The sequence below is a fragment of the Aeromonas simiae genome (assembly GCF_014892695.1).
Lineage (GTDB): Bacteria > Pseudomonadota > Gammaproteobacteria > Enterobacterales > Aeromonadaceae > Aeromonas > Aeromonas simiae.
Genome location: NZ_CP040449.1, coordinates 325499 through 349808, shown reverse-complemented (window position 1 = coordinate 349808; position 24310 = coordinate 325499). Strand labels below are relative to the sequence as shown.

22 protein-coding genes and 1 tRNA gene are annotated in these 24310 nt (G+C 58.3%); 9 read left to right on the top strand and 14 right to left on the bottom strand.

The genetic code is table 11. From position 1 onward, the window contains the following. Positions 1-695: 695 nt before the first annotated feature. From FE240_RS01650 to FE240_RS01600, 11 genes are all read right to left on the bottom strand, one after another. The gene (locus FE240_RS01650; RefSeq protein ID WP_193003122.1) at positions 696-1517 is read right to left on the bottom strand and encodes a hypothetical protein; all 822 of its coding nucleotides are present in this window, start codon (positions 1515-1517) and stop codon (positions 696-698) included. A 25-nt stretch (positions 1518-1542) separates the two neighbouring features. Further along, a complete protein-coding gene (locus FE240_RS01645; protein WP_193003121.1) occupies positions 1543-1857 on the bottom strand; it encodes a hypothetical protein in 315 nt (104 codons plus the stop codon). A gap of 336 nt (positions 1858-2193) precedes the next feature. After that, the gene (locus FE240_RS01640; protein WP_084214740.1) at positions 2194-2418 is read right to left on the bottom strand and encodes a helix-turn-helix transcriptional regulator; all 225 of its coding nucleotides are present in this window, start codon (positions 2416-2418) and stop codon (positions 2194-2196) included. Positions 2419-2762: 344 nt separating this feature from the next. Beyond that, on the bottom strand, positions 2763-3758 hold the full coding sequence (locus FE240_RS01635) for a hypothetical protein (RefSeq protein WP_226798934.1): 996 nt from the start codon (positions 3756-3758) through the stop codon (positions 2763-2765). Positions 3759-4854: 1096 nt separating this feature from the next. Next, positions 4855-7311 carry a primase-helicase zinc-binding domain-containing protein gene (locus FE240_RS01630; protein WP_193003120.1) on the bottom strand — a complete coding sequence of 819 codons (2457 nt, stop codon included), beginning with the start codon at positions 7309-7311 and terminating at the stop codon, positions 4855-4857. Further along, positions 7308-7562, bottom strand: a complete 255-nt coding sequence (locus FE240_RS01625; RefSeq protein WP_193003119.1) for a hypothetical protein — start codon at positions 7560-7562, stop codon at positions 7308-7310. The genes FE240_RS01630 and FE240_RS01625 overlap by 4 nt, the downstream gene beginning before the upstream one ends. Further along, the gene (locus tag FE240_RS01620; protein ID WP_163127780.1) at positions 7559-7918 is read right to left on the bottom strand and encodes a hypothetical protein; all 360 of its coding nucleotides are present in this window, start codon (positions 7916-7918) and stop codon (positions 7559-7561) included. The genes FE240_RS01625 and FE240_RS01620 overlap by 4 nt, the downstream gene beginning before the upstream one ends. Before the next feature lie 703 nt (positions 7919-8621). Then, positions 8622-8831, bottom strand: coding sequence for a helix-turn-helix transcriptional regulator (locus tag FE240_RS01615; RefSeq protein WP_193003118.1), 210 nt, complete (start codon positions 8829-8831; stop codon positions 8622-8624). Positions 8832-8947: 116 nt separating this feature from the next. Then, the gene (locus FE240_RS01610; RefSeq protein ID WP_193003117.1) at positions 8948-9799 is read right to left on the bottom strand and encodes a hypothetical protein; all 852 of its coding nucleotides are present in this window, start codon (positions 9797-9799) and stop codon (positions 8948-8950) included. Between the two features lie 96 nt (positions 9800-9895). Next, complete coding sequence (locus FE240_RS01605; protein ID WP_193003116.1) at positions 9896-11104, bottom strand: tyrosine-type recombinase/integrase; 1209 nt, start codon at positions 11102-11104, stop codon at positions 9896-9898. Between the two features lie 262 nt (positions 11105-11366). After that, a tRNA-Leu gene (locus FE240_RS01600) sits at positions 11367-11451 on the bottom strand. A gap of 141 nt (positions 11452-11592) precedes the next feature. Between FE240_RS01600 and FE240_RS01595 the strand changes: the two genes are divergently transcribed. Further along, positions 11593-12102 (top strand): RDD family protein, encoded by a 510-nt coding sequence (locus FE240_RS01595; RefSeq protein ID WP_193003115.1) that lies wholly within the window; start codon positions 11593-11595, stop codon positions 12100-12102. A 48-nt stretch (positions 12103-12150) separates the two neighbouring features. On the opposite strand, the gene lptG is transcribed toward FE240_RS01595, so the two are convergent. Further along, positions 12151-13221 (bottom strand): LPS export ABC transporter permease LptG, encoded by a 1071-nt coding sequence (lptG, locus tag FE240_RS01590; RefSeq protein ID WP_193003114.1) that lies wholly within the window; start codon positions 13219-13221, stop codon positions 12151-12153. A 19-nt stretch (positions 13222-13240) separates the two neighbouring features. After that, positions 13241-14353 carry an LPS export ABC transporter permease LptF gene (lptF, locus tag FE240_RS01585; protein WP_042046151.1) on the bottom strand — a complete coding sequence of 371 codons (1113 nt, stop codon included), beginning with the start codon at positions 14351-14353 and terminating at the stop codon, positions 13241-13243. Between the two features lie 172 nt (positions 14354-14525). Here lptF and pepA point away from each other — a divergent pair, with 172 nt between their 5' ends. The 6 genes from pepA to pbpG all read left to right on the top strand — a co-directional run bounded on the left by pepA (position 14526) and on the right by pbpG (position 22515). Continuing rightward, complete coding sequence (gene pepA / locus FE240_RS01580; RefSeq protein ID WP_042046150.1) at positions 14526-16034, top strand: leucyl aminopeptidase; 1509 nt, start codon at positions 14526-14528, stop codon at positions 16032-16034. A gap of 81 nt (positions 16035-16115) precedes the next feature. Next, positions 16116-16538 carry a DNA polymerase III subunit chi gene (locus tag FE240_RS01575; protein WP_193003113.1) on the top strand — a complete coding sequence of 141 codons (423 nt, stop codon included), beginning with the start codon at positions 16116-16118 and terminating at the stop codon, positions 16536-16538. A 39-nt stretch (positions 16539-16577) separates the two neighbouring features. Then, positions 16578-19430: a valine--tRNA ligase gene (locus FE240_RS01570; RefSeq protein ID WP_193003112.1), complete on the top strand. Its 2853-nt coding sequence runs from the start codon at positions 16578-16580 to the stop codon at positions 19428-19430. A gap of 170 nt (positions 19431-19600) precedes the next feature. Next, positions 19601-20905: a hemolysin family protein gene (locus FE240_RS01565; protein ID WP_193003111.1), complete on the top strand. Its 1305-nt coding sequence runs from the start codon at positions 19601-19603 to the stop codon at positions 20903-20905. Then, positions 20905-21558: a DedA family protein gene (locus FE240_RS01560; protein WP_193004401.1), complete on the top strand. Its 654-nt coding sequence runs from the start codon at positions 20905-20907 to the stop codon at positions 21556-21558. The genes FE240_RS01565 and FE240_RS01560 overlap by 1 nt, the downstream gene beginning before the upstream one ends. 132 nt (positions 21559-21690) lie before the next feature. Then, positions 21691-22515: a D-alanyl-D-alanine endopeptidase gene (gene pbpG, locus FE240_RS01555; RefSeq protein ID WP_193003110.1), complete on the top strand. Its 825-nt coding sequence runs from the start codon at positions 21691-21693 to the stop codon at positions 22513-22515. Positions 22516-22567: 52 nt separating this feature from the next. Here pbpG and FE240_RS01550 read toward each other — a convergent pair whose 3' ends face one another. Further along, positions 22568-23008, bottom strand: coding sequence for a YMGG-like glycine zipper-containing protein (locus tag FE240_RS01550; protein WP_193003109.1), 441 nt, complete (start codon positions 23006-23008; stop codon positions 22568-22570). 284 nt (positions 23009-23292) lie between these two features. On the opposite strand from FE240_RS01550, the gene FE240_RS01545 reads away from it, so the two are divergent. After that, the gene (locus tag FE240_RS01545) at positions 23293-23895 is read left to right on the top strand and encodes a nitroreductase family protein (RefSeq protein WP_193003108.1); all 603 of its coding nucleotides are present in this window, start codon (positions 23293-23295) and stop codon (positions 23893-23895) included. 134 nt (positions 23896-24029) lie between these two features. After that, positions 24030-24275, top strand: coding sequence for a putative hemolysin (locus FE240_RS19030; RefSeq protein ID WP_193003107.1), 246 nt, complete (start codon positions 24030-24032; stop codon positions 24273-24275). Positions 24276-24310 lie beyond the last annotated feature (35 nt).

Here is a 24310-nt window from a genome sequence, read left to right as displayed (position 1 = left end):
GTGCCGGGGTCTCTATCGAATTTAGAGCATAACGCAATGATTTATAAAGTTTAAATTCAACAAAAAGATAGCATATACCCCCATAAGTACCCCCAGATATAAAATTCATATGAACTCCGCAACGCCAAGTGCAAACACGGCATAACCCTCAAGACAGATACAACCATGCTCAAAATTGCGGTTTTGGCCTCGTTTTGCATGACCGTGCCCAAACCACCTGTTTAGAGTGACGGAAAGTGAAAGATTTTGAAGGATTCTGAAGGATTCCCAGTCCCCGTAAAATGCCATTAAGACATTGATTTAAATTAGAAAAAACACTTTACAAAGTGAATGGAAATGAGTGCGCAAAGCGCAAAGCGTGCAGGCGCGGGGTGGTGCGCGCGAACGGGGCTGGCTGGTGCGGCCCCTAACTCCACCTGCCACTCTCTGAGCAAGTTCATTTGGAAGTCTCAAGAACCAACAGCCCCTGAACCGCAAAGCAACAGCGAGCTACCCAAGCGCTCAGGTGCTGTCAAACGCCCCCCCCTCATGTGGCGAGCTGGACGGCAATAAGTGCTGGGTCAGATCAGGAGGTCTACATCCAGTAAATTGATCCCGAAGAAGTACTACGTGTTTTGGTAACCAAAGAGGCACTGCTCGGCGAAAAAAAGCCCGCGCAGGGCGGGCTCAATGCACACTGTGTGCGAAAACCGGAGTCATGCCTCTCGCAAATTATTACTGCGGGCCAACATTGCATCCGGTGACCAGTTATCACGGCTTGCCTGCACTGCAGATTTGGGTTCTTCCGTTTGCTCCATGCGCACGGCCTGTTTTGCACTAGCACTACTTTTGGCTGCTGGGCTGCCGACCAAATCAAGACGGATCAGATTGCTCGGCGGAATACGCTTAATCTCTTCCATGACCACCGGATCCAGTTCCGGGTCAGTATCTCTCCAGATTGGCTCAAGCAACTCAACTACCAATGATTTCACCATATCGAGCGGGTGGACTTCTGCTGGCTCTATCAGGCCGGGGGTAGTGAATACAGTACTGGTGTCATCTTGCAAGAATGAACCGATGCCCGCCTTCTGTCTGCCTCTGGATACTAATCTGGCCAGCATTGGCAAGAGTGGAGCCAAGGCTTCGCGGGCTTCATCCAAATCACTGGCGATCAATTCATCCAGATAGGTTTGTGCAAGAGCGAAACGTTGCTTAAGGTGCTGGCGCCACAACGCCTGCCCAGAACATGAGCGCTCAAATGCACCGCCTTCTAACTCTTCGGCAACGACCTCCATGTCAGCCAACTCACTCTCAAGTGACGAGATATGAGTAGACAGCTGGCGATACTCTTTTTTGTTCGTGTTTCCCTGGGCGATCGCTGCTCGCCGGAGCTCACGCCCCCTCTGGATATCCTGTTTGATTTCATCGATACGTGTGGTGCTGATACAGGTCAGCAACCGATGCTCGCCTTCATGCCACCCCATATATTCACGATGCGCTTGTTGGGCTACTTGTACTAAATCGGTGATGTTATTCATTTCCGGTCTCCAAATCGGGGTCAATTCAGCAATCTGTTTCGGTCAGGTGTTTCAGGTCACTAGTTAGGCGTTCCACGTTTTCAGCCGTGAAGTTCATAACGCCAGCCAGGCCAGTGGATACAGACCCCAACTGCTGCGACAAACTGAGCAACATCTTTTCGTCACGCAGTTGAAGCGGGGTCTTTGCCAACTCGCTAGCATTGGAGGCATATTCGCGTAGTTCGCTGTTGGTCATGCCATCCAGGTTATCCAGCAACACTGCCTCCTGTTGCAGAGTCAGCTTGGGCATAGCGACAAAAATACGACCGCAAATGGCGCCATGATTAAGCGGCTTGGTCATGATTTTCTCTCCAGTGGTTGATGGTGTTCTTGACGAGGGTTTGGGCGGTTCGATTAGGCTGCTGTCGCAAGATGTTTTGACCTGAAGCACTCAAGACGACCACCCCACAGGTGTGTTCGGTAAGGTAGTGCCAAGGGTCTAACTTAGCCTCGGATTGAGCCGGTAGGGCGGCTTTCGCCAGTTCATTGCGGAAGATCGTCAGTAGCAGTCCTGCCTGTTCAGGAGAAAGCGGTCCTGCTATGTGCAATACACCACACACAGCCTGGCAAATCGTTAACCAGGTCGAGCCGGGCTGGAAGATCCCGCCTCGGTCATATGTCGTGGTGATTGGCATGATCAGGCAGCACTTCCAGCATGGGCGGCTTCCAACTTTGCCAGATCGATCCCATGCAGCTTTAACGCGGGTTCAATCTCGGCACGAATGAAGCGGTGTCGGCCATTGCGCCCGAGGCGAATTGGGCGCGGTAATTCGCCGCGTTCAACCATGCGGTCAATCGTGTCGTGACGGCATCCAATAAGGACCGTTAGCCTTTTTCGTTCGATAAATACGGAATCTGACATTTTGCATCCCTCAATGTTTTTAACGCCTTTGAATGTTGCAACGACTCTGGTGCATACAGCGACCTTGCCCGGGTGTGTGGAGGCGCTACACACCCACGGATGATCCTGTTGATTGCTTTACGAAGGTTGCAATGGTTTAGGCAGGGAAGCGATCAAGTGCTGTTGTAAAACCGCCGTATACAACGGCGGTTTTCACTATCCCGGCTATAAGCGATGATGCGGTGGTATCAAACGAAATGTGAGCGACAGCCAGTGTATCCACTGTCAGATACACTGGCTGGGTCAGAGATTGCGGCGGGACTGGGGAGGTGGGCAGCCAAATCGGGTTATCGGTGATCGGATCACTATGGATGCAGGTCAAGCCCGAGTGCTTGGTTAACTTTGTTGGCTTTTTTGACTGCCTTTGCAACCGGATAGAGGGCTTGCTGGATCTCGGTGGCGAGCGGGCGCAGTTCCGCCAACGCCGCAATCGCGGTATCTGCTTCAGCCTTTGGCTCTATCGCCCTGGGATCTCGAAGAATCGCAGCAAATGCGGCCAAGATAGGTGACAAGATCCCTCTCATCCGCACTTCAGCCGCTGTGACAGTCTGCTTGGCCCAGTGTTCAGCTCGAATGGCTATTGCCTCGGCCTGCTTAACCTTCAGCAAAGACACCTCTATGCGTGCCTGAGCCTGTTCCTCGGCCTCCTTAACCCTCTCGGTTGCCTCAACTATCCGGTGCGCTATCGTTGCCTCATGGGCAGCCAGTTCGGCCAATCTGGTCTCGGCAGCGTCGATCTCGGGAGTACGAAGGAGCACTGTTTCAAGCATGGCTTGACGCTGGGAGGCATTGTGCCTGGCACCATACAGCGCAGCAGCCTTCGTCGCGGCCAGTAGCTGATCTTTTGTGTAGAGCGGCTCGCCCCGTCCAAACAACCCGGTTCGGTGCTCAACCTCTTGCATAGCGATGATCTGATTGATGTTCCCCATGGCTGGCCCTTTCGGCTGCGTTGCCCCGATGAGTGCAGCATGGGCAGACAACGCCCTCTGTTCGGCGTTCCACACCTCCCTCGGCAGTCGCCGCCGACCCGGTCCGAGACGGGCAAGCCCAAAGTCTGCGGACACGGTGTGGATCTCGTCCTGCCAAGCTCTCATGGCCTGATTGAACGCGAGACGTTGCAGACCCTTTCGCTCCCCTCGCGAAGCTGAAGCACGCGCAGCTGCCACACCAGGATGTACTGCACCGAACGATTCACCTGGTAGTGGTACCAGATAAAAATGGATGTGCCGATGCCGTTCATCACTATGCTCGACCACCGATTTTAGCCTGTCACCATGCTTGGTTTTCAGATACCCGATCATTGCGTCACGATACCCTGGCCAGAGCGCATCTGGCAGGTTCTCCGGGACACTGACCACACCAGCACCTAAACACAGTCCGTCAATCCTCAGCTTACGCCCTCGCGGGTCTACGGCCTGCTCCGCCCATGCGGTGGCCTGCTGTACGGCCTCCGATGGCGTTACCCCAAACCGTTGGATCGGCGGCTTAGGGTCTTTGACATGTGGATGGGCGCCAGGTCTGCGCTCAGCTTCATCCGCTATCTGCTGGGCTGACAGTACCCGCCCCGTCTTTGTCTTCCCGCCTTGTCGTGCATACCCGTCAATGTGTGCAAACTGATATCCCGCCATACCTGACCAGCCTCCCCCTGCTTGTTCTCATTCCACGCTACTCCAAAAGCGAAAATGAGTGGGCGAAAACTTACGCATAGTGACCGACTTGGCTTATGCGCTTGAGTCCTTCGTCCTCTTCGGCATAAACGTCGGCCCTGCGGGGCACGGGCACGGCTGGAAATAGCAGAACTTGGGAGGGAAACAGCGAGCCCTAAACACGGCCAGCCAGAGAAGGGATCGACCATGATTACCCCGTTCCCAGGGTTGGAACTATTGCCAGTCAGCAGGGAGGAAGCGGATTTCTGTCTGATGCACCGGCGACTAACGTTACAAATTAGCAACCTTTCCGACAAAAATCACGGCCAAGCGCAGCGTGCGGATGGAAGTCAGAAAAATAGTTCCGACCATTCCAAATCGCTACAGCCCAGTAGCTGCAAGGCTTGCGGAGATGGAATCTATTTTCTCCCACATTCCAATAGGTCCATTTCTTCCGGAATTCGTCCAAATTGGTCTGCCATAAAACCCATAATCTCATCTGACCATCAATAAATTAGAAACACTCTTCCTTGGTGGCAGTCCTGCTTAAAGGTGGAACTATTGGAATTATTTGGAAGTATCTAAAAAAATAGTTCCGGATCTCTACCCCTTATTTAGCAAGGCTTTCAGAGCAATTGGAACGAATGGAACTATTTTTAGCGGTATTTATGATTGCAAGCACCTACCCATGCCCACAGATACAAAAAGGGGCCGCACTATGGCGACCCCCTGCTTCTCTCTGGCTGGCCTGCTATGGCGTAAACATCACCGGCTTTGGCATGAACTCCTCAACCTCATCGGTTAGTACGATGTTGGTGATAACGCCGTCGCTGCGGCGTGTCTTGTACTCGCTCCCCAGCTCCTTAGCCATCTGCTTGAGTGAGCGGCTGACCGCATTAACCGAATGCGGGCGCTCTAGGCCGTGGTACTCCATGTATGCCAGGTAGGCGTGATAAAAGTAGCGGCGCGGATTGCGTATCACATCAGTCTTGCCACCCATGCGCAGCCCGTTGGGCGCCGCGATAAACTCCACCATGGCGCACAGGTCGAACAGGGGATCCGTTGCCCGCTTGACGGCGATTGCGTCGGTAGAGTTCCGCTGCTCCAATAACAGCTCCTTCGCCACCAAAGGATCGGCGAACCGGTCCAGCAGGTGACGGATGATCACCGGCAGCTCGGCGGCGATTTTCTCTCCGAGCTGCGGATCCTTGTCAGCCTCGGCCACCACGTTGTTGAAGGTGAAGATCACCCTTCGTCGTGACATGCCACCATTACGCTCGGTGATCACCATCGGCTCGTTGTTGGTCGCCAGCACTACGGCACGCACCTTGGCGCTGAACATCGGCTTTCCTTTCTGGTTGATGGAGACCTCATCACCACCCGTGATCGCCTTGAGCGTCGCACCGTCACCGATATATTTGGGCTGATCTGGCAACAGGATCAGCCGCTTGTCCCACACGCTCTCCAGGCCAAAATCACTCTCCAGGCGTTTCATGGAGCTGCTGCCCACGTTGCGGCTACCGACCAACAGCTCACACAGGTTTGCCATCACCGACTTTCCGCTTCCCCCTTCACCGGTCACCTCAAGGAATAGCTGCCAGTCGTAGCGGTTCGCCAGCACCATAAACAGCGCGGCCTTGATGCGCTCCATCTTGGCGACGTCGCTCTCGGCGGCATGAGCCAACCACTTGCTAAAGTAGGGGGCGCTGGTTTCCAGCGTCTCACCGGGGAGCGGCTCCCCATAGGTGAGCCCATTGTGGCTTAACAGGCCATCGGCGGGCGAGTGCGGTCTAAATGCGCGGACAGCCATGTCATAGACCCCGTTCGCAAAACCGATCAGGTCGTCGCGGGGCACCGCCATCAGCGGGATCATCTCCTTCATGGTATCGACTACCCCACTCAACATCTTGCTACTGAACGGCACACCATGATCGGCATAGATCGCAGCCATCTCCCGGCGCTGTATGGCATCTGATACATGTTCCCACAGGCTTCCGGTGTATCGGTACACGGTCGCGGCCACTATGTTCACCGCCACCTCGCCAAGCCGTTCCCGCAGAAGCTCAGCCCGTTGGCTAGGTGCCATCTTACCGATTTCCACGCCCTGGTTGCTCAAGCCGGGGCGCAATGTGATCACCTCCGCTGCCTTGGGCTCTTTTTTGGCGGCCTCGGCTCGCGGCCCTTCCTTCTGGCTGGCGCCTTGCTCTTGTTGGTCATTGCTTGCTTCAATCTGGCGCATGATCTCGTCTCTTACTGCGGGCAGCCCGTGAGCTTGGTGGTAGTCGTTCCAATCGCCGACGGTGGGCGGTAGTGCAACCACTGCTCCCACAGCCACGGCAGCCTGCTCGGCCTTGGTCTTGCCGGGGTTGCCCGGGGTGTTGGCATCGTTGTCGGCGGCAACCAATAACCGGCACGGTTGCAAGGGGTCATCCACCCCCCTCACCACCCGAGCGATGGCCAGCAAGTTACCCGCATCCATAGCGCAATAGACGGTCGCCCCGGTCGCCAGGTGCACCGATAGCCCGGTGGCATAGCCCTCGCAAACCGCCACCAGGGCACTGCCCGAGATCCGGTGGCAAGCCGCTTGTTTCTGACCACCGGCCAGGTAGTGCCTCACCCCGTCATGGCGGATCAGCTGTACGTTCACCAGTTCGCCGGTCTCGTTGTAGAGCGGTACCACCAAGGAGCCAGCGGGGAACGCCTCTTCCCCCACTCGGATCAGGGTGCTATTCAACAGCCCACTGGGCCAGCTCAAGTGTTTATGTGCCAGATAAGGAGATTGGCCAGGCTTGCAGTCGCGCAGGATATCAGCGGCGCGTCTGGCGGCTTTCTGGCGCTTAATCTGCTGCTGTTGTTGCTCTGCATCAGCCTGCGCCCGCTGTTGTTGCTGCAATTGCTCTCGGTCAGCGTCTGATATGACAACATGGGAAAAGCCAAGTACCCCTGCAACCAGTTCCGCAGCATCCTTCGGCAACTTACCGGTTACACGGCGGATCAGATCCAGCCCGTCACCCGCGCCACACTGGCTACAGATCCAGGTACCACGCCCGCCCTTGTCATCGAGCCGAAAGCGGTCTTTCCCACCACAAGCCGGACAAGGCCCATGCTGCTTACGTGGCGGTACCGTCACCCCCAGATTTGCCAGCAGTTCGGGCCAGTGGCCACAGGCCGCGGCAGCCACGTCAGAAACGAATGTTGCCTGGCTCATGTATCACCCCCCACCAGAACGGTCACCAGCTCATTGAAAGTACGTTCATCCAACCCAGCCTTCAGCTGGCGGGCCTGTTTGGCGGTGACGGCCTCCGCCATACCGCCGGTACTGGCAATGAATTCATCGCGTTGCCTACGGCTGGCAAAGGCGCTCAGGCTGCCCGCTCGTGAGCGTTTGCCGGTTTTTTGGTTGGCTGGACCAGTGAATGTTGGTTGTTGAGCCGCTGGAGCCCATGCGTAATAGGTCATACACCCTCCCTGATCTTGGCCAGCTCAACGGCTTCAAACTCGGCAATGACTGGGGCGAGCAACACACTGATCACGCACGGCTCGATATGGGACTGATTGCCATTGAGAACCTTGAGCAGGACGGAGGCGTAACGATTGATTCGTTCAGCTGGCTCCGCCAATGGCGTCCCGGCACAACCAGTCTCCAATTCATCAAGTTGGGTCTGCAATGGATGCAACAGGTCGGAGAGCTCCAAATAGAGCATCCTCTCTGTATTGGACTCACAGATGCAGCTCAGGGCAGAAGCAAGCATTGCAGACTGCTCAAACAGAGCTTCAGCTTGGATAACCTGGCGAGTTCGAATGGTGCGTTTCATGCTGCAACCCCCTTGCTCGGGGTGCGGGACAAAAACACCAGGGGTAGACCGGCCAGCGCAGAACGAGCTTGTGCTTCGTTGTTGGCAACGGCGGAAATGGTCCGGATACGGCGTAGGTCTGCCAAACGGCAGGTACGGGAATGCTGGATCAAGAAGGTGTAGATCATGGCCTGTACTCTCTCGTGGTTTAGTGAGTCGGCCATGCTGCAAATGGGGATGCGGCATGGCGTCAACTACCTCCACGAGAAGGCGGGCCTTATTCACCCTTGCGGGCTTATTGGGGCCTCTCAACCATACCGCAAAAGCGGATACACTCCCGCCGCGTTGGGCGTGAATGTGAAGTTCATCTGTGCGACAGCCTGGGGTAGTAGCCCAAATGGCAGGCACAAAAAAACCGCTAATTGTCGGTTGCGGGTAACCGCTCGTGGAAGTAGTACTGTTGGGGTTAGTAGCCCCAACGGATAAGATCGTACCGTGTCGGATCGTGTCACGCAATATCATTTTGCACGCCCTGACGGGGAATTTGGGCAAGGCTTCGCCCTGGGAGTTGAGCCCATATGGTGAAAAGTTCATAACGGAGTTATCCTAACGTCGGTGGTTGGCTGGCTTGCCGAGCATGTGATGATGCGATGAAGCGCCAGCGGATTGGTCAGGGCTGTACTGTATTTCAGGCAGCCCTTTCTTTTGCTGCTATGTTCACGTCCTAGGCCGCTTTACCTTTGGCGTTCATCCAATTCCGAATGTCTTCAGCCCGCCAAGCTGTCACCCGCTCGGACAATTTCACCGGCTGGGGGAGTATTCCCTTCGCTGACCAACGCCAGACAGTGACTACTGCGATCCCTAAAACCTTTGCCAACGTTCCCGCCCGAACAAAGCCTTCTTGTGGTAATTCCGATACTGATTTCAAAGACATGGCTTGCCGCTCCTTTACGTGTCTTGTCGTGCGTGAGCAATCAAACCATGGTCGCGAATGGAAGTGGCTGAGTTATGGAAAACTCAGCGGAGTTATGAATAACTCATGAAGTTGACTTACCTGACTCCAGCCTTTCTCAGCCAGTCTATGAGGGTGTTGTCGTCCACGTCTAGAGACCCTATGGAGGGGATTTTGTTCGCAATCTTCTGGCGTAGTTCGCCAATACTGCCCTTAAAATCGGTATCCGTCAGACCGTGAGCCCTGAGTAAATCAACAATGAAGCAACACTGCTTACGAGTCACCCTCCCACTATTACTGACCATCTTGCCAGAGTTTTCATTAGTTGAATGAGCTTTGTCTGTACGGGGGGTAAGGCTCTGCATACTCATGACCTCACCAGAATTAATATGTCGCTGTATCTTTAATAAATCATCTCGCTTGATACGTAGACGTGCTGGCATATCAGATACCAATACATCATATAATGTAAGGCTTGGTTTAAAACCACTCGATTTTTTAAATGGTTCAAAAAACGCCGTTAGAATGCATCTTCTTTCACCGTCCATTCTTGAAAGAACATGCAGTGAAAATTCGGAATCATAATCGACATGCCAAAGCCCAGATATTCTAAGCTCATGTTCACGTGAAGGGTCATACGGTTCAAGATAGTGCAGGCTAGGTCTGTAATTACTCCCATTATTTACATCTGGACCATAATAACTACTAATCACCCCCTCGGAATTAGAGTCTTCGAACCAATCACAATCAGAGAGAAGTTCAATGTGATCAGAATCAATTTTATAACCACTAAATTCTGCAAATAAATTTATTGCACCAGTAGCAACCCAATGAAATATATCCTCAACCTCACACCCAAATAACCTAGAGGCCCGTTCTGGACTGCAATATTCCAGTGGTATCAACGGGCGAATGTTTGGTTCAGTTTCTGCTATGGCGGCTTTCGTCATGGTGTTGCCTCTGCACACTCGCCTTGAATTGGTTGCCAAGTCAGGCGGGCAAGGCTTCCCGCTTTTCTCTCCGTCGAGATAGACCCGGCAAAGTCGTTAACCCACTCGGTTGAAATTCACTGGTAGCACATTGCTACCCCGTTGCGAGTCATAGAAATCAGCAAGCCACTGCAACAGCTTGCGCCGATCGTCCAGATACTCAGCCCGGTGATAGGCTGCCCGCACCTTGTTGCGTTCGGCGTGGGCAAGCTGACGCTCTATCACGTCCGGATCAAAGCCTTCCTCGTTCAAGGTGGTAGAGGCCAACGCCCTGAATCCGTGCGGGCAAGCAATCCCTTTGTAGCCCATCCGCCCCATGGCGTAGCTCAAGGTATTCTCACTCATGGGATTGGTCAGTTTGCGCTCGCTCGGGAACAGCAACTCACAATGGCCTGTCAGCTGGCGCAGCTCATCGAGCACGGCCAACGCCTGACGAGAAAGGGGGACAAGGTGCTCGGTTCGCATCTTCATCCGCGCAGCAGGGATCCGCCATTCTGCCCGTTCCATATCGAACTCATCCCAACGCGCAAAGCGCACTTCACCAGGGCGGGTCATGGTCAACATCAGCAGATGGAGGGCAAGACGAGTCGCCGGATTAAGTGGCTCAGCTTCCAAACGTCGGAAGAACTCTGGCAGCTCAGAACGGGGCAAAGCGGGTCTGTGCTCCTGCTTGGTGGCCTTGAGTGCCCCTTTCAGGTCTTGGGCCGGGTTGTAGCTGGCTCGTCCAGTCTGAATGGCGTAGCGCATGATCGCACTGATCCGTTGCAGTATCCGTCCTGCTGTTTCAGTTGCGCCCCGTTTCTCCACTTTCCGTAAGGCCTCCAGAATCATGGGGGCTGTGAGTTCGGTAACAGGGACAAGCCCGAGGTCAGGGAAGGCATCGACTTCCAGAGATTCGATTACCCGAGTGGCGTGGCCAGGACTCCACAGGGCAAGCTGGCTCTGGTGCCACTCCCGCGCCAGTGCTTCGAAGTTATTCTCGCTAGCCAGCTTGTTGGCGATCTTGCTCTGCTTTTTGACTAAGCCCGGATCCACACCTTCAGCAATCAGTCGACGAGCCTCATCTCGTTTGGCTCGCACCTCTTTCAGTGACACCTCAGGATAGACCCCTAAAGCCAGCGTCTTCTCTTTGCCGCCGTGGCGATACTTGAGCCGCCAATATTTACCGGACTGGTTGACCAGCAGGAACAACCCCTTCTCATCAGAGAGCTTCTGAGGCTTGCCAGTGTATTTGGCCTGCCGGGCGGTGATATCGGATAGCGGCATGGGGGTGTCTCCCGTCTCAACTTGGGGGTACTTATCACATGCTGGGGACAAAAGATGGACACTCGGCGGGCCAGGAACGGCACGGGATGGTGACCTGTGGGGGTACTTTTTACCCCCATCTGGACTGATACCCCCAGATGTACCCCCAACAATGGGGGTATGTTATGAGGCTATATGATACGACAGGACATAACAAAAAACCCGCACAGCCTTAAGCTATGCGGGTTCTAGCCATGTCATGATACGACATGAAATTCAGAAATGGTGCCCGGGGTCGGACTCGAACCGACACGTATTGCTACGGCGGATTTTGAATCCGCTGCGTCTACCGATTTCGCCACCCGGGCAGTGGGAGCGATTATACGAACGGCAAGGGAGCTGGCAAGCAATTTATCTAATTCATCTGGGCGTTTGTCTATTTATTCAACGCCTTGCCGTAGCAGAGCCGGCTCCCTACAATGCCCCGCACCACTACAAGGAAGAAAATCATGGCCAAACGTCCCCCCATTTCCCCTGCCAAACCGCAGACCGCCCCCCATCCTCAGGCCAACTTCTGGCGCCGCCTGGGCGCCTGGCTGTATGACGCCCTCATCGTCCTAGCACTGCTGATGGTGGGTGGCGCCCTCGGCCTGGGTGTCGCCAACCTGCTGGTCGCCACCGGCCTGGCCACCCTCAAAGAGGGTGAAGACGCGGCTCACCTGTTGCAGCATCCTCTCTACAGCGCCTGGCTGGCGGCCATCATGATCGGTTTCTATGGCTGGTTCTGGGTACGGGGTGGCCAGACCATCGGCATGCGCGCCTGGCGTCTGCGCATCCAGAACCAGGACGGCAGCAACATCCGCTTCACCCAGGCGCTGATCCGCATGGCCACCTCGGCCTTTGGCCTCGGTAATCTGCTGGCGCTGTTCGGAAAACGCGCCTTTCAGGATATTTGGGCCGAGTGTGAGGTCGTGGTGCTGAGCAAAGAAGAGAACCGGGCCCTGCTCAATCGAGAGTGATGATGCCTACATACAAGAAGGGCGCCCGAGAGGCGCCCTTCTTCATGGTCAGCGTTTGCGATTGAGGATGTAAAGAGCCCCACCACCAAACAGCAGGCTGGGGGCGATGGCACCAATGATGGGCGGCACCGCATAGACCAGACTGACCGGGCCAAACAACCGATCGCTCACATAAACCAGGAAACCGGTCACGATCCCCATCAGCATCCGCGCCCCCATGCTCACCGAGCGCAGCGGGCCGAAGATGAAGGAGGAGGCCAGCAGGATCATGGCCACCACGGTGAGCGGTGACAACACCTTACGCCACATCTCAAGCTGATAACGTCCCGCATCCTGCTGGTTTGACTTGAGATAACCGATGTAATCGCGCAGGCCGCTCACCGAGAGGTTCTCGGGATCGATGCTCACCACCCCCAGCTCCTTGGGCGTCAGCTCCGACTGCCAAGTCATGGTCGGCACCCGGCTCTGGGTAACCTGCTGTTCATTATCGACGCGGGTGATCAGAACATTCTTGAGCTGCCAGTGCTGCTCCTGATAGCTCCCTTCGCTGGCCATCACCACATCGGCCAAGCGCCGCTGCGGGTTGAAACGATAGAGTGCAATCCCGACCAGCGTGCCGTCGTTACGAACGCCCGAGATGTTGACATAGTTGTTGCCATCGCGGGCCCACACCCCGTCCGCCACCAGAGTCAGACGCCCCCCCGAGATGGCCCCCGCCCGGATATCCTCACCGGTGCGCTTGGCGATGGGGGCCACGTACTCCCCCACCAAGGTGAAGACGATCATCAAGGGGATGGCGGTCTTGAGCGCCGCCATGACGATGCTGAGCTTGGAGCGCCCCGCCGCCTGCATCACCACCAGCTCGGAGCTGGTCGCCAGCTGCCCAAGGCCGATGAGACCACCGAGCAGGGCCGCCAGCGGGAAGAAGAGCACCGCCTCCTTGGGCATGGAGAGGGCCACATAGAAAAATGCCTTGAGCAGGGTGTACTCGCCGTCCCCTACTGACTTGAGCTGCTCGACATACTTGATGAGGCCAGCCAGCCCCACCAGCGTCAGCTCAGAGAGCAGGATCGACATGAAAATGACCCGCCCTATGTATCGGTCGAGAATACCAAACATACAAATACCTCTTGGGTCATCACGCCTTGGATTTCAGCCACTTGGCCTTGTGCTGGTTCCACCATGCCGTTCCCTGCAAGTTCAGGGGCAGGCCGATAAACAGCAGATAGCCGAGCGGGATAAGGAACATGCCCGGCCAGTGCGGCAAGGCACCGCTGGCAATCGCCGAGCGACCGGCACTGAGCAGCAGGAAGTAGGAGAGATAGAGCAAAATCGCCGGCAGCAGCTTGGCATAGCGCCCTTGACGCGGGTTGACCCGGGCCAGCGGCACCACCAGGAAGGTGAGCACCAGGATGGAAAGCGGCAGCGAGATGCGCCACTGCAACTCGGCCATCAGCTCATCGTCGATGTCGGCATGGAGCAACTCCGTCGTCGGCTTGGCCGTCGACTTGCGGTTGGATTGCTCCAGATCGCGCTGCTGGATCACCACGCCGTAGCGCGCAAACTCGGAGATCCGAAACTCTTTGCCGGCAAAGTGCCCCTCGAAACGCTGACCATTTTTCAGGGTCAGCCACTGCAACCCCTCCTTGTCCATGGTCACTTCCCCCTCGTCGGCCACCACCAGTGAGGGAGGAACCTTGCCCTCGGCGCGCTGCACCACGAAGACCCTGTGCAGCTGGGTGCCCCGGTTGTCGAGATCCTGGATGTAGGCGATGGTGCGCCCCTTATCGAGCACCATGAACCGCCCCTCCTGCAACAAAGAGATGCCGGGGTCGGCCTTGAACTCGTCCATCACCTGATACTCGCGCTCCTTGGCCGCCGGGGCGATCCACAGGGTGTTGACCACGGCTACGCTCGCCGTGAGCAGTGCAAGCACCATGGCGTTATTCATCACGAAGCGATGGCTAAACCCCACGGCATGCATCACCGTCATCTCACTTTCGGCATACAGACGACCGTGCGCGAACAAGATGGCCAAAAACAGGCTAATCGGCAGCATCAACAACGCCATGTTGGGCAAGTTAAGCCATAGCAGCGTCGACACCAGCCGGGTCGGGACATCCCCTTCGGCCGCCTCGGCGATGATCTTGATGAACTGCTGGCTGATGAAGATAAGCAGCAGCACAAACAGTACAGCCAACTGAGTCTTGAGTGTTTCTTTGAACAGATATCGGAAAACGATCACAGTCATTCCCACGTAAACTTGTGTTTTTGGTCGAATGCCTGAAAAATAGGGCTTTGCTTTGAATTTTTGCCTATTTTGGACAGCGGGGCACGAGCTGTTCGCTCCGCCGGGTCGACCCTCGACGAGCGCCTCATTATTCATGAAAAGCCGTGGCTTGTCTTTAGATCTAGGAGATTGCATGGAGTTCAGTGTTAAGAGTGGCAGTCCCGAGAAACAGCGCAGCGCCTGCGTTGTCGTCGGCGTCTTCGAGCCGCGTCGCCTCTCGCCAGTAGCCGAGCAACTGGACAAGATCAGCGACGGCTACATCAGCTCGCTGCTGCGCCGTGGCGACCTGGAAGGCAAGCCAGGCCAGATGCTGCTGCTGCACCAAGTACCCGGCGTACTGAGCGAGCGGGTGCTGCTGGTGGGCTGCGGCAAAGAGCGCGAGCTCGACGAACGCCAGTACAAACAGATCATCAACAAGACCATCACCACCCTTAACGAAACCGGCTCCATGGAGGCGGTCTGCTTCCTCACCGAGCTGCACGTTAAGGGCCGCGACACCTATTGGAAGGTGCGCCAGGCCGTCGAAGCCACCAAGGCTGGCCTCTACTCCTTCGATCAGTTCAAGACCAACAAAGCCGAGCCACGCCGTCCCCTGCGCAAGCTGGTGTTCAACGTGCCGACGCGTCGTGAACTGACGGTAGGCGAGAAGGCGATCGCCCACGGGCTGGCCGTGGCGCGCGGCGTCAAGGTGTGCCGTGACGTGGCCAACATGCCGCCTAACGTGTGCAACCCGGCCTACTTGGCCTCCCAAGCCCGCCGACTGGCCGATGCCTACGACAACATCACCACCAAGGTGATCGGTGAGCAGGAGATGGCCGAGCTCGGCATGAACTCCTACCTGGCAGTGGCGCGCGGCTCCGAGAACGAAGCCATGATGGCGGTGATCGAGTACAAGGGCCACCCGGATGCCAAGCCGGTCGTGCTGGTGGGCAAGGGGCTGACCTTCGACTCGGGCGGCATCTCCATCAAGCCGGCCGATGGCATGGACGAGATGAAGTACGACATGGGGGGCGCTGCCGCCGTGCTCGGCACCCTGCACGCCCTGGCCGAACTGCAACTGCCGATCAATGTGGTCGGCGTGCTGGCCGGTTGTGAGAACATGCCCGGTGGTAACGCCTACCGCCCCGGCGACATCCTCACCTCCATGTCCGGCCAGACCATCGAGGTGCTCAACACCGACGCCGAGGGGCGCCTGGTGCTGTGCGACGCCCTCACCTATGTCGACCGCTTCGAGCCCGATACGGTGATCGACGTGGCGACCCTGACCGGCGCCTGTGTCATCGCCCTGGGTCACCACACCTCGGGCCTGCTGGCCAACCACAATCCGCTGGCCTCTGAGCTGCTCGGCGCCTCGGAGCAGGCCGGCGATCGCGCCTGGCGTCTGCCCCTGTTCGACGAGTACCAGGAGCAACTGGAGAGCCCGTTCGCCGACATGACCAACGTCGGTGGCCGCCCGGCCGGCACCATCACCGCCGCCGCGTTCCTTTCCCGCTTCACCAAGAAGTACAACTGGGCGCACCTCGACATCGCAGGCACCGCCTGGAAGAGCGGCAAGGAGAAGGGCGCCACCGGGCGACCTGTGCCCCTGCTGACCCAGTTCCTGCTGAACCGGGCCGGCGTGGACATCGAAGTCAAGGATTGAGGAATCCACCGCGATTCCCACTCACGCAAGGAAGAGGCGCCCCCTCTTCCTTGTTTCATTGATGGGCCCGCAGGAGAGAACATGAGCCACGTCACCTTCTACCTGATGCAGGACGACGACCGCGAAGCCCTGGTATGCCGGCTGATCGCCGAAACCTGGAGCGGCGGGCACATCTATTGCCTGTGCCGTGACGAGGGCGAGTCACTCGCCCTCGACGAGCGCCTGTGGCAACTGCCGGCCGATCGTTTCGTGCCGCACCAGTTGCAAGGCGAAAGTGGTCAGGCACCGGTCGAAATTGGCCATCAACCGCCACGCCGACGCTATGCCCGCCTCATCAACCTCACCGATGAGGCACCTTTGTTTGCAGGAGAGTTCGCTCAAGTGGTAGATTTTGTCCCCACTAACGAGCGCGACAAGCAGCAGGCCCGCGAGCGATACAAGGCCTATCGTCAGGCCGGGCATACGCTCGAGATGCTCGAGCCGCCTCCGGCGCCCGCCCCCTGACTGTCACCCCTTTTAGATTCTTCGGAAAACAGCGACACCATGGAAAAAACCTTCAACCACAACGCCATCGAACAGGCGCTCTACCAGCACTGGGAATCTCAGGGCTACTTCAAGCCGCACGGCGACACCAGCCAGGAATCGTTCTGCATCATGATTCCGCCGCCCAACGTCACCGGCAGCCTGCACATGGGTCATGCCTTCCAGCAGACCCTGATGGATACCCTGATCCGCTACAACCGCATGCTGGGCAAGAACACCCTGTGGCAGGCCGGTACCGACCACGCCGGTATCGCCACCCAGATGGTGGTGGAGCGCAAGATCGCCGCCGAAGAGGGCAAGACCCGTCACGACTACGGCCGTGATGCCTTCATCGACAAGATCTGGCAGTGGAAGGAGGAGTCCGGCGGCACCATCACCCGCCAGATGCGTCGTCTTGGCGACTCCGTGGACTGGGAGCGCGAGCGCTTCACCATGGATCCGGGCCTCTCCAAGGCCGTGCAGGAGGTGTTTGTGCGCCTCCACGAAGATGGCCTGATGTACCGCGGCAAGCGCTTGGTGAACTGGGATCCCAAGCTCGGCACCGCCATCTCCGATCTGGAAGTGGAAAACAAGGAAGTGAAGGGCCACATGTGGCACCTGCGCTACCCGCTGGCCAACGGCGCCAAGACCGCCGAGGGCAAGGAGTACCTGATTGTCGCCACCACCCGTCCGGAAACCATGCTCGGTGACACCGCCGTCGCCGTTAACCCGAACGACCCGCGCTATCAGGCCCTGATCGGTCAGCACATTCAACTGCCGCTGGTTAACCGCCTGATCCCCATCGTCGCCGACGAGCACGCCGACATGGAGAAGGGCACCGGCTGCGTGAAGATCACCCCGGCCCACGACTTCAACGATAACCAGGTGGGCAAGCGCCACAGCCTGCCGATGATCAACATCTTCACCCTCGACGCCCATGTGCGCGCCGAGGCCGAGGTGTTCGACAGCGAAGGCAATGCCGCCGACGTCTATGACGCCGCCCTGCCGAGCGAGTTCGCCGGTCTAGAGCGCTTCGCTGCCCGTAAGGCGATCCTGGCCAAGCTGGACGAGCTGGGCCTGCTCGAAGAGACCAAGGATCACGTGTTGCAACAGCCGTACGGCGATCGCGGCGGCGTGCCCATCGAGCCGATGCTGACCGACCAGTGGTACGTGCGCGTGGCCCCGCTGGCCAAGACCGCCATCGAGGCGGTGGAAGATGGCCGCATCCAGTTCGTGCCCAAGCAATACGAAAACATGTACTTCTCCTGGATGCGCGACATTCAGGACTGGTGTGTCTCCCGTCAACTGTGGTGGGGTCACCGCATCCCGGCCTGGTATGACGAAGCCGGCAACGTGTTTGTTGGCCGCAGCGAAGACGAAGTGCGCGCCAAGCACAATATCCCGGCAGTGACCGTGCTGCGTCAGGACGAAGACGTGCTCGATACCTGGTTCAGCTCCGCCCTGTGGACCTTCTCCACACTGGGCTGGCCGGAGAAGACCGACGCGCTCAAGACCTTCCACCCGACCGACGTGCTGATGAGCGGCTTTGACATCATCTTCTTCTGGATTGCCCGGATGATCATGATGACCATGTACTTCATCAAGGACGAAGACGGCCAGCCGCAGGTGCCGTTCAAGACGGTCTACATCACGGGCCTTATCCGCGATGAGGAAGGGCAGAAGATGTCCAAGTCCAAGGGCAACGTGCTCGATCCCCTCGACATGATCGACGGCATCTCTCTGGACGATCTGCTCGAGAAGCGCACCGGCAACATGATGCAGCCGCAGATGGCCGAGAAGATCGGCAAGCGCACCGCCAAGCAGTTCCCGGAAGGGATCGAGGCCCACGGCACCGACGCCCTGCGCTTCACCCTGGCGGCGCTGGCCTCTACCGGCCGCGACATCAACTGGGACATGAAGCGTCTCGATGGCTATCGCAACTTCTGCAACAAGCTGTGGAACGCCTCGCGCTACGTGCTGATGAACACCGAGGATCAAGACTGCGGCCTCAATGGTGGCGAGATGCAGTTCAGCCTGGCGGATCGCTGGATCCAGTCCCAGCTGCAACTGGCCGTGCGCGATTTGCGTGCCGCCCTCGATACCTACCGCTTCGATATCGCGGCCGGCGTGCTCTATGAGTTCATCTGGAACCAGTTCTGCGACTGGTATCTGGAGCTGACCAAGCCGGTGCTGTGGAACGGCTCCGAGGCCGAGCAGCGTGCCACCCGTCACACCCTGGTCAACGTCCTCGAGACCTTGCTGCGTCTGGCCCACCCCATCATCCCCTTCATCACCGAGACCATCTGGAAATCGGTGGCCCCGCTGGCCGGCATCAACGCCGACACCATCATGGTGCAGGCGTTCCCGGCGTTCGATGCCGCCAAGGTGGATGAGGCCGCACTGGCGGACCAAGAGTGGGTGAAGCAGTTCATCGTCAGCATCCGCAACATCCGCGCCGAGATGAACGTGGCCCCGAGCGTCCCGCTCGAGGTGCTGCTCGCCTGCAACGAGGTCGATGCCCAGCGCGCCGTGGCAAACGAGACCTTCCTCAAGACCCTGGCCAAGCTCGCCTCCATCCGCGTGCTGGCAGAGGGCGAAGCCGTGCCTCTTTCCGTCAAGAAGCTGGTCGGTGACACCGAGCTGATGATCCCCATGGCCGGTCTCATCGACAAAGAGGCCGAGCTGGCCCGTCTGGCCAAGGAGATCGCCAAGCTCTCCGGCGAATGCGGCCGCATCGAAGGCAAGCTCGGCAACGAGGCCTTCGTGGCCAAGGCGCCGGAAGCGGTCATCGCCAAGGAGCGCGAGAAGCTCGCCGACTATCGTGGCCAACTGACCAAGCTGGAGGCCCAGCAGCGCGATATCGCCGCGCTTTAAGCTGAACCTCGAGTGAATAAGACCCCCTATCACAGGGGGTCTTTTCATTTGGCGGAGCCGATCACACTTGCTCACCGCTACCGACGCCACAAACTCAGGTTTTACAAGCGCAACGCGGGTAAATTCATTAGAATGCGAGCGCACTGTCTTACCGGAACCATCACACCTCTATGGAATTATTGATCCTCATCGGATTGATTCTGCTCAACGGCATCTTCGCCATGTCTGAAATCGCCATCGTTACCGCCCGCAAAGCCCGACTCAGTCGACTGGCCGAAGAGGGGAGCAAGGGGGCACGCATCGCCCTGCGACTGGCAGAAGAGCCGACCAATTTTCTCTCTGCCGTGCAGATCGGCATCACCAGCATCGGCCTGCTCAACGGTATCTACGGCGAGTCGGTGCTGGCCCAGCCGTTTGCCCTCTGGCTACAGGAGTGGGGCCTCACCCCGCGCGCCAGCTCCCTGCTCGCCACCGTCTCTGTGGTGGTCGTGGTGACCTATCTCTCCATCGTCATCGGTGAGCTGGTGCCCAAGCGGCTCGGCCAGATCAGCGCCGAGCGCATCGCCTGCCTGGTGGCCCGCCCTATGTTGTGGCTGGCCATGCTGACCCGCCCCTTCGTCTGGCTGCTTTCCGCCTCGACCAATGCCAGCCTGCGCCTGCTGCGGGTGAGCCAGGATGGGGCCAACAACGTCACCGAGGAGGAGATCCACGCCATGCTGGTGGAGGGCTCCCAGGCCGGGGTGATTGAAGATCAAGAGCACGCCATGCTGCGCAACGTGTTTCGCCTGGACGAGCGTTCCCTCTCCTCGCTGATGGTGCCGCGCAGCGACATCCACTTCATCGACCTCGATCAGCCGCTCGAGGAGAACCTCCAGCGCATCACCGCCCACCAGCACAGCTACTACCCGGTGTGCGCCGGCTCGCTCTCCAACGTCATCGGCATCCTGCACGCCACCCGGGTGCTGGAGGCCTTCGTGCGCGGCGAGCCGGTCAACCTGCGCGCCATGGTACAAAGCGGCAGCCTGCTGCCCGAGACCCTGCACGGCTTTGAGCTGCTCAATCACTTTCGTACCCACCCCGAGCCGCTGGCCCTGGTGGTGGACGAATATGGCGAGTTGCAGGGGCTGGTGACCCAGCGTGACCTGCTGGAAGCCTTGGCTGGCGACTTCCCGGTCGATGCCTCCGACGAGAACTGGGTGGTGGAACGCGCCGACGGCAGCCTGCTGCTCGACGGCCTGATCCCGCTGCCCGAGCTCAAAGACAGCCTGGCCCTCGCCCGCCTGCCGGAAGAGGACAAACACCACTACCATACTCTGAGCGGTCTCATCATGTTCCTGCTGGGCCGTATTCCCAAAACCGGCGAGCAACTGACTCTTGAGCAGTGGCGGCTGGAAATCGTCGACATGGATGGCCTGCGTATCGACAAGGTACTGGCCAACCGAGCCCCCGAACACACCGAGCGGAGCGAGCAATGATCGAGCAGTTTTATCACCTGGCTCATGCGTTCATGAATCTGGATCTGGTCGCCCTTTCCGATCCCAAGCTGTCTATCATGCTGTGCGTCATGCTGGCGCTGTTCATGGTCCTGGAAAATGGTTTTCTGCCCACCGCCTTTCTGCCGGGGGACAGCCTGCTGGTGCTGACCGGCGTACTCATCTATCAGGACGTGGTCTCCTGGCTGGTGCTGCCGATGTTGATCGCCTGCTCCTTCTTCGGCACCTGGCTCGGCTACATGCAGGGGCGCTTCTTCGGCCACACTCAGCTCTACCATCGCCTGCTCTCCCACATCGACAAGCCGCACCAAGAGAAGGCCTACTACCTGCTCAACAAGTACGGCATCCTGACCCTGATCACCGCCCGCTACATCGCCTTCGTGCGCACCGTCTACCCCTGCATCGTGGGGGCGGCCGAGATCCCGCAGGGGCGCTTTCTCATCATCAATCTCATCAGCGCCATCATGTGGTGCACCCCCCTGGTGTCTTTCGGCTACTACATCAGCCACACCAAACTGGCCGAGACCTACCAAAGCCAGTTTCTGAGCTTCATCCTCTACCTGCCCATCGTGCTGCTGGTGCTGGGTCTGGGGGCCATTATCTGGCGCCAGATACGCAAGCGCGGCGACAAATAACTCAATGACGGCAGCGCGCCGGCGAGCAGAAAAAAAAGCCGCCGGCGCTCTTGTTTTCCCCCTGCAAAAATGAGTGAATCTAGCGCCCTTTTTCGATGGGCAAGCGCCCGTCGTGCTGTCAGGAGTCGTTGTATGGGGTTCTCGTTGCGTGTCTTTGGTGTGTTGGGGCTGTTGACCGGCGCCCTCCTGTTTACCCCGGCCTCCCAGGCCAAGTCTGCCAGCCCCGGCGTCATGTCCGGCAACGCCCTGGTGATCGATGTCGCCACCGGGCGCACCCTGTACCAGAAGAATCCCAACCAAGTGCGTCCCATCGCCTCCATCACCAAGCTGATGACGGCCGTCGTGGTGCTTGAAGCGCGCCAGAGCCTGGGGCAGACCCTGACCATCGACGACAACGATCGCGATCGCATCAAGAGCACCCACTCCCGTATCCAGATGGGCACCAAGGTGAGTCGCCGCGATGCGCTGCATCTGGCACTGATGTCCTCCGAGAATCGCATGGCCTCGGCACTGGCCCGCCACTATCCGGGCGGCAAGGCAGCCTTCGTGCGCGCCATGAACCAGAAGGCGCGCCAGCTCGGCATGCGCAACACCCGCTTCGTCGATTCGACCGGGCTCTCTACCCGCAACGTCTCCACCGCCCGCGATCTCGCCAAGCTGGTGGCCGTCGCCTATCGCCAGCCGCTGATCCGCCAGTTCACCCAGGATCCGAACCGCGAGATGCGCTTCGCCAAGCCGAGCTACAGCCTGATGTTCAACAACACCAACCCGCTGGTGAAGAACCCTGACTGGAGCGTTCGTCTCTCCAAGACCGGTTACACCAACGAAGCGGGCCGTTGCCTGGTGATGCGCGCCAAACCCGGCAGCCGTGAGCTGGCCATCATACTGCTCAACGCCCAAGGCAAGCGCACCCCGGTGGGGGATGCGAACCGCATTCGCAAGTGGCTCAGTAGCTGATGCCAAATAAAGAAGGGCCCCATCGGGGCCCTTCTTTATTGCACGCCGTCACTCAGTGATGACGGTGTTTCTTGTTCTTCTTATGTTTCTTGTGCTTATTGTGGTGGTAATGATGGTTATCACCGCGACTGTCATGACCATCACCGGTCTTGGCACCGATCGCCGCCCCGGTCGCACCACCGACCCCGGCACCGATCAGCTGACCATTGTCGCCCCCCACGCTCTTACCGAGGGCAGCACCACTCAACGCCCCCACGGCGCCACCGATGGCCGCTTCATTCTTGTTGCCGCGATCGGCCCCGACACTGCCCCCGGCAGCCCCACCAACGGCAGCACCGATCAGGGCGCCAGTATCACCACCCAGCTCTTTGCCGATGACCGCCCCAGCGGCACCACCGGCCCCCCCTCCAAGCACAGTTCCCAGAGTTTCCGACGCCATCGCCGGTACGCTACCAAGCAGCATGGTCAGGGCAAGGCAAGTGAATCTACGCATATCTCTTCCATTGGGTTGATATCTCGCATGTCACTATACAAAGGCCCCTTAGTTTAGGAATGGCCACTATGATGCCAAGCGAGGCCGAGACGGTGTGGTTTTATATATAAATTTGATTTAATTGAATTTTTTGTTTATCAATGGTGGGACTTTTCCGACAACTCTTGTCGGTTATTGCTCCTTTCGGGTCTGACGGTGGTATGCCGGGCATCCCGGAAGGTGTAGTCTGAACGCCGTGCCGACCCTTCGGCACCACCCTAGCCACCAACTTGCAAGGAGTTGTCATGAGCAATGCGTTTATCGACCAGATCACTCATCGTCGTACCATCTATGCACTGGGTGATAAGGTCTCCCACACTCCGGAGCAGCTCACTGCGCTGATCCAGGAAGCCGTCCGCCAGAGCCCTTCCGCATTCAACTCCCAGAGCTCCCGCGTCGTCATCCTGTTTGGTGAGCACCACCACAAGCTGTGGGATATCGTCAAGGCCGAGCTCAAGAAGCTCGTACCGGCCGAGGCCTATGCGCAGAGTGAAAACAAGGTTAACGGCTGTTTCCGTGCCGGTTTTGCCACCGTTCTCTTCTTCGAAGATCAGGACGTCGTCAAGGATCTGCAAGCCAAGTTCGCCTCCTATGCAGACAACTTCCCGATCTGGAGTGAGCACTCCACCGGGATCGCCCAGTTCGCGGTCTGGACTGCCCTGGCTCAAGAGCAGCTCGGCGCCTCCTTGCAGCACTACAACCCCATCATCGACGAGGCGGTTCGCCAGGCCTGGAATCTGCCGGAAAGCTGGCGTCTGCGCGCCCAGATGCCGTTTGGCAGCATCGAGCAGCCGGCTGGCGAGAAACCCTTCATGGATGACGCCGCACGTTTTCGCGTCTTCAAGTAATGCCCGTGCCCCGTACCGGGGCCGGTCATGCAGCAACGGCCGCGCACCTGCGCGGCCGTTTTCTTCCCCTGCCTTGCCGCCCCTTCGCCATCGGCGTAGGGTAAACATCGACGATCCCGCCCGAGGAGCTCCCCATGAAACACGTGTTGCCACTGCTGCCCTTGCTGCTCGCCGGATGCAGCAGCGCCCCGGATGAGGCAGGCAAGCCCACGCCCTCACTGGGTATGGCCAATCCGGCCTCGGTCTACTGCTTCGATATCGGGGGCAAGCTGGAGCTGCGCGATGAGCCGGCTGGCGTCACCGGCTACTGCCACCTCTCCGATGGCCGGGTGGTGGAGGAGTGGACCCTCTACCACGCCGAGCACGGCAGCCCGCAGTAACCCTGCAAGGCGGTAACCACAGAGCGGGAGTCCAT